The 4,733-nt window shown below is 72.7% G+C and carries 3 protein-coding genes and 1 pseudogene; 1 reads left to right on the top strand and 3 read right to left on the bottom strand.

Annotated elements, in window-relative coordinates; genetic code table 11:
- The coding region (locus tag N4P33_RS32965) for a VWA domain-containing protein (RefSeq protein ID WP_260830605.1) at positions 1 to 1,411 on the top strand (1,411 nt) is incomplete at its 5' end.
- Positions 1,412 to 1,438: 27 nt separating this feature from the next.
- On the opposite strand, the gene N4P33_RS32960 is transcribed toward N4P33_RS32965, so the two are convergent.
- The 3 genes and pseudogenes from N4P33_RS32960 to N4P33_RS32950 form a co-directional block, all read right to left on the bottom strand.
- The gene (locus N4P33_RS32960; protein ID WP_260830604.1) at positions 1,439 to 3,355 is read right to left on the bottom strand and encodes a long-chain fatty acid--CoA ligase; all 1,917 of its coding nucleotides are present in this window, start codon (positions 3,353 to 3,355) and stop codon (positions 1,439 to 1,441) included.
- Positions 3,356 to 3,468: 113 nt separating this feature from the next.
- Entirely contained in the window at positions 3,469 to 4,416 is a 948-nt protein-coding gene (locus N4P33_RS32955) for an endonuclease/exonuclease/phosphatase family protein (protein ID WP_313904627.1), read from the bottom strand.
- Positions 4,417 to 4,506: 90 nt separating this feature from the next.
- Positions 4,507 to 4,733: pseudogene (locus N4P33_RS32950) on the bottom strand (low temperature requirement protein A); the annotation flags it as partial.

The following is a 4,733-nucleotide window of genomic DNA, read 5'->3' as shown; positions in this document are numbered from 1 at the left end:
GGCCTGGACGACACACTCGACACCGTCCGCGCCGGACGGGCCGAGGGGCGGGGAGCGCGAGGGCGAGCAGGAGTCCCGCGACATCGCGCCCGAGCCCGACTATCTGTCGACGTTCGCCCTGGACGTCGACACCGCCTCCTACGGCTACGCCCGCCGCACCCTCGCCGACGGCCGGCTGCCCGACCCGTCGACCGTCCGCCCCGAGGAGTTCGTCAACAGCTTCCGCCAGGACTACGAACGCCCCGACGGCGACGGCTTCACCGTCACGATCGACGGCGCCCGCACCGAGGAGGACGACTGGTCCCTGGTCCGCGTCGGCCTGGCCACCCGGCCCGCCGAGGACGACGGTGAACGCCCGCCCGCCGCGCTCACGTTCGTCATCGACATCTCCGGCTCCATGGCCGAACCCGGCCGTCTCGACCTCGCCAAGCAGTCCCTCGGCACGATGACCGACCGGCTGCGCGACGACGACTCCGTGGCCGTCGTGACCTTCAGCGACGAGGCCGAGACGGTCCTGCCGATGACCCGTCTCGCCGACAACCGCGACGACGTCCACGACGCCATCGACAGCCTGGAGCCCACCGACTCCACCAACCTCGGCGCCGGCGTCGAGACCGGTTACGAGACCGCCGTCGAGGGCCTGCGCGAGGGCGCCACCAACCGCGTCGTTCTGGTCTCCGACGCGCTCGCCAACACCGGTGACACCGACGCCGACACGATCCTCGAACGCATCTCGGAGCACCGCCGCGAGCACGGCATCACCCTCTTCGGCGTCGGTGTCGGCAGCGACTACGGCGACGCCCTGATGGAACGCCTCGCCGACAAGGGCGACGGCCACACGGTGTACGTCTCCGACGAGGAGGAGGGCCGCGAGGTCTTCAGCGAGCAGCTGCCCCGCACCATCGACCTGGCCGCTCGCGACGCCAAGGCGCAGGTGGCCTTCGACCCGGAGACCGTCGCCGAGTTCGCGCTCGTCGGCTACGACAACCGCCGCGTCGCCGACGACGACTTCCGCGACGACCGGGTGGACGGCGGCGAGGTCGGTCCCGGCCACACCGTCACCGCCCTGTACGCCGTGCGCACCAAGTCCGGTGCCGACGGGCACCTCGCCACCGCCACCGTCCGCTGGCTCGACCCCGCATCGCGCAGCCCGCACGAGGAGTCCGGCGACCTGGAGACCGACGCCCTCGACGACTCCGTGTGGAGCGCCGGCCGCGGCCTCGCGGTCACCGCGACCGCCGCCTACTTCGCCGACGCCCTGCGCTCCTCGGACCACCGCCGCAGCGGCCTTCCCGGCGCCCCCGGCCTCGGTGAACTTGCCGACCGGGCAGGGGACTTGGCGGAGCGCACCGAGGACGAGGACGTGCGCGGACTCGCGGAGGCGATCCGCACCGCCGACCGGCTGGACTGAGCCCGAGCGGGGCGGCGGTGCGGCGGGTCAGGCGTACAGCGCCTCGATCTCCTTGGCGTACGCCTCCTGCGCCGCCTGCCGCTTCACCTTCAGCGACGGGGTCAGCAGCCCGTTCTCCTCGGTGAACTCGCCCTCCACCAGCCCGAAGGCGCGGATCGACTCGGCGCGGGAGACGGCCTCGTTGGCGTAGTCGACGGCCCGTTGCACATCGGCGCGCATGCGGGGGTCCCGCACCACCTCGGACATCGGGGTGTCGGCGGGCATCCCCCGCACCGCCAGCCAGTGCGCGACGGTCTCGGGGTCCAGGGTGATCAGCGCGCCGACGAACGGACGGTTGTCGCCGACGACGAGGCACTGCCCGATGGGCGGCCGGCTGCGCAGCCGGTCCTCCAGGACGGCCGGGGAGACGTTCTTGCCGCCGGAGGTGACGAGGATGTCCTTCTTGCGTCCGGTGATGGTGAGGAAGCCGTCGTCGTCGAGGGAGCCCAGGTCGCCGGTGGTGAACCAGCCGTCGTCGAGCACCTCGTCGGTGGCGGCCGGGTTGTTCCAGTAGGACCCGAAGACGATGCCGCCCTTGATCCGCACCTCGCCGTCGTCGGCGATCCGCACCGCCGTGCCCGGCACCGGGAGGCCGACCGTGCCGGGGCGCGGGCTCAGCGGCGGCACGATGGTCGCGGCGGCGGTGGTCTCGGTGAGGCCGTAGCCCTCGTAGACCATGATTCCGGCCGCGTAGAAGAAGAGGTTGAGGTCGCGCTCCAGCGGGGAGCCGCCGCTGATGGCGTAGCGCATCCGGCCGCCGAGCTCCTTGCGGACCCGCCGGTAGACCAGCAGGTCGTACAGCGCCCACGCGGCGTACAGACCGGGACCGGGGCCCTTGCCGCGGCCCAGGAACTTGTCGAGATGGGCCTCGCCGAAACGCACGGCGATGCGGTGGGCCCGCTCGAAGGAGGCACCCCGGCCGATCTTCTCGGCGGTGGCGCGGCCGGTGTCGTGGATCTTCTCGAAGAGATACGGGACGCCGACGAGGAAGGTGGGCCGGAACGCCCTGAGGGCGGGGCGCAGTTCGTCGGGCTTGATGCTCGGGCAGTGGCCGATCTCGATGCGGGCCATCAGGCAGGCGATCTGCAGGGTGCGGCCGAGGATGTGGGCGAGCGGCAGGAACAGCAGGGTGGAGGCGACCTGATCGGTGACCTCCTTGAAGATCGGGTGCAGCAGTTCGACGGTGTTGGCGGCCTCCGCGTGCAGATTGGCGTGCGTGAGGACACAGCCTTTCGGGCGGCCGGTCGTGCCGGACGTGTAGCAGAGCGTCGCCGTCGTGTCCGGGGTCAGCGCCGTGCGGCGCTTGGTGACCTCCTCGTCGGGGACGTCCCGGCCGAGGGCGGTCAGTTCGGCGAGGGCGCCCGCGTCCAGCTCCCAGACGCGCGGGGGAGCGGGGTGCGAGGCGGTGCCCGTGGTGACGGTGGCGGTGTTCTCCGGGGTCTCGGTGACGACGTACCGGGCGCCGGAGTCCCGGACGATCCACTCCACCTGGTCCGCCGAGGAGGTGGCGTACACGGGGACCGTCTGGCCGCCGGCCGACCAGATGGCGAAGTCCAGCACCGTCCACTCGTAGCGCGTCCGGGACATCACCGCGACCCGGTCGCCGGGCTGGAGCCCGGCGGCGATCAGACCCTTCGCCACGCCGGTGACCTCATGGGCGAAGGCCGCCGCCGTCACCGGCTGCCAGGCGCCGTCCCGCTCCCGGCGCAGCACCACGGCGTCCGGCGCCTCGGCCGCGTTGGTGAAGGGGATGTCGGCCGTGCTGCCGGTGGTGGGCCGTGGGGCGAGCGGCGCGGCACGCACCTCCCGGACGACGCCGCGCTCGTCCCGCACGGTCTCGACCCTGGTACGGGTGGCCAGGTCGGTGCGTCGTTTCGCCCGTTTCAGATCCTTGCGTACGCCCATGGCGGCTCCCGGTCGCGGTGATGCTGCTGGTGCTTCCGTGCTTTCCTTCTTCCTTACTCCAGAGTCAACTTACCCGTGCGTAAGAATGCGTCAATGGGCGGGGGTGGCCGGAGTCAGCGCAGGGTGACGCGGGCGGCGACGGGGAGGTGGTCGCTGCCGGTGGCGGGCAGGGTGCGGAGGTGGGCGACGGTCGCCGAGCGGGCCATGACCTGATCGATCCGGGCCACCGGGAAGGACGCGGGGAAGCTGAAGGCGAGACCTCGCTCGGCCACGTCCAGGCGCGAGGTGAGCGGCGCCAGGCCGCGGTCGTCCACGGTGCCGTTGAGGTCACCCATGAGCACCACGGTCCGGGTGCGCTCCGCCGCGACGGCCCGGCCCAGCAGCCGCGCGCTCTCGTCACGCCAGGAGGACGCGAGACCGCGAGCACCGACGCGGACCGAGGGGAGATGGGCGACGTACGCGGCGACCTCCCCCCTCGGGGTCCGCACCACCGCACGCAGGCCGCGTTGCCAGGTCTCCTCGATCTCCCGGGGCTTGAGGTCCAGCGGCCGCACGTCGGTGAGCGGATACCGCGACCAGAGCCCGACGGTCCCGCTCACCGCGTGGTACGGGTAGCGCGGGTCGAGCACCTCCTCGTAGACCGCCCGCGCGGGAGGCACCAGCTCCTGAAGGGCGATCAGGTCCGGCCCGGCGTCCATCAGGACGCGGGCGGTGCCCGCCGGATCGGCGTTCTCGTCGCTGACGTTGTGCTGCACCACCACCAGATCGCCGCCGCCTGGCTCGGCCGCCGCGGGCAACAGCAGTCCGCCGAACAGATGCGTCCAGGCCGCCACCGGCAGCATCAGCGCCACCAGCGCGACCGCCGAGCGGCGCAGCAGCGCGACGCACAGCAGCACGACGACCACCGCACCGAGCCACGGCAGGAACGACTCCAGCAGACTGCCCAGCCGCACACCGGTGTTGGGCACCGCACGGTGCCCCGCCAGTAGCGCGGCCGTCACCACCGCACACCCGGCGACCACACGTCCGGGCTCCCACCCGCCATGTCCCCATACGCCCATGCCCCGCCGCCTCCTCGCCCTCCCGCCTCTCCCGGCCAGGACGATCACCGAGGCACAGCGGTTGCAGCCCGGCAGCACGTCACCAGCGACTCAGACGGCGGCTTCCCGCTCCACCACCTCGCCCCGGCGCAGCCACAGCGTCGCCGCGACCAGCAGCGAGGCGATCACACCCGTGGTCACGATCGGGCCGGGCACGTAGGTGGCGGCGAGCACGGCGAGGACGGCCACCGCCCAGATGGCGTCCTCGCCCCAGGAGCCCGGCCGGCGATGCAGCAGTCGCAGGACAGCCAGATAGACCGCGACGGGGACGGTGTAGA

It is taken from the genome of Streptomyces sp. 15-116A (genome assembly GCF_025290915.1).
GTDB lineage: Bacteria > Actinomycetota > Actinomycetes > Streptomycetales > Streptomycetaceae > Streptomyces.
Note: the sequence above shows the minus strand (reverse complement) of the source record. Positions and strands in the feature narration are given on the sequence as shown.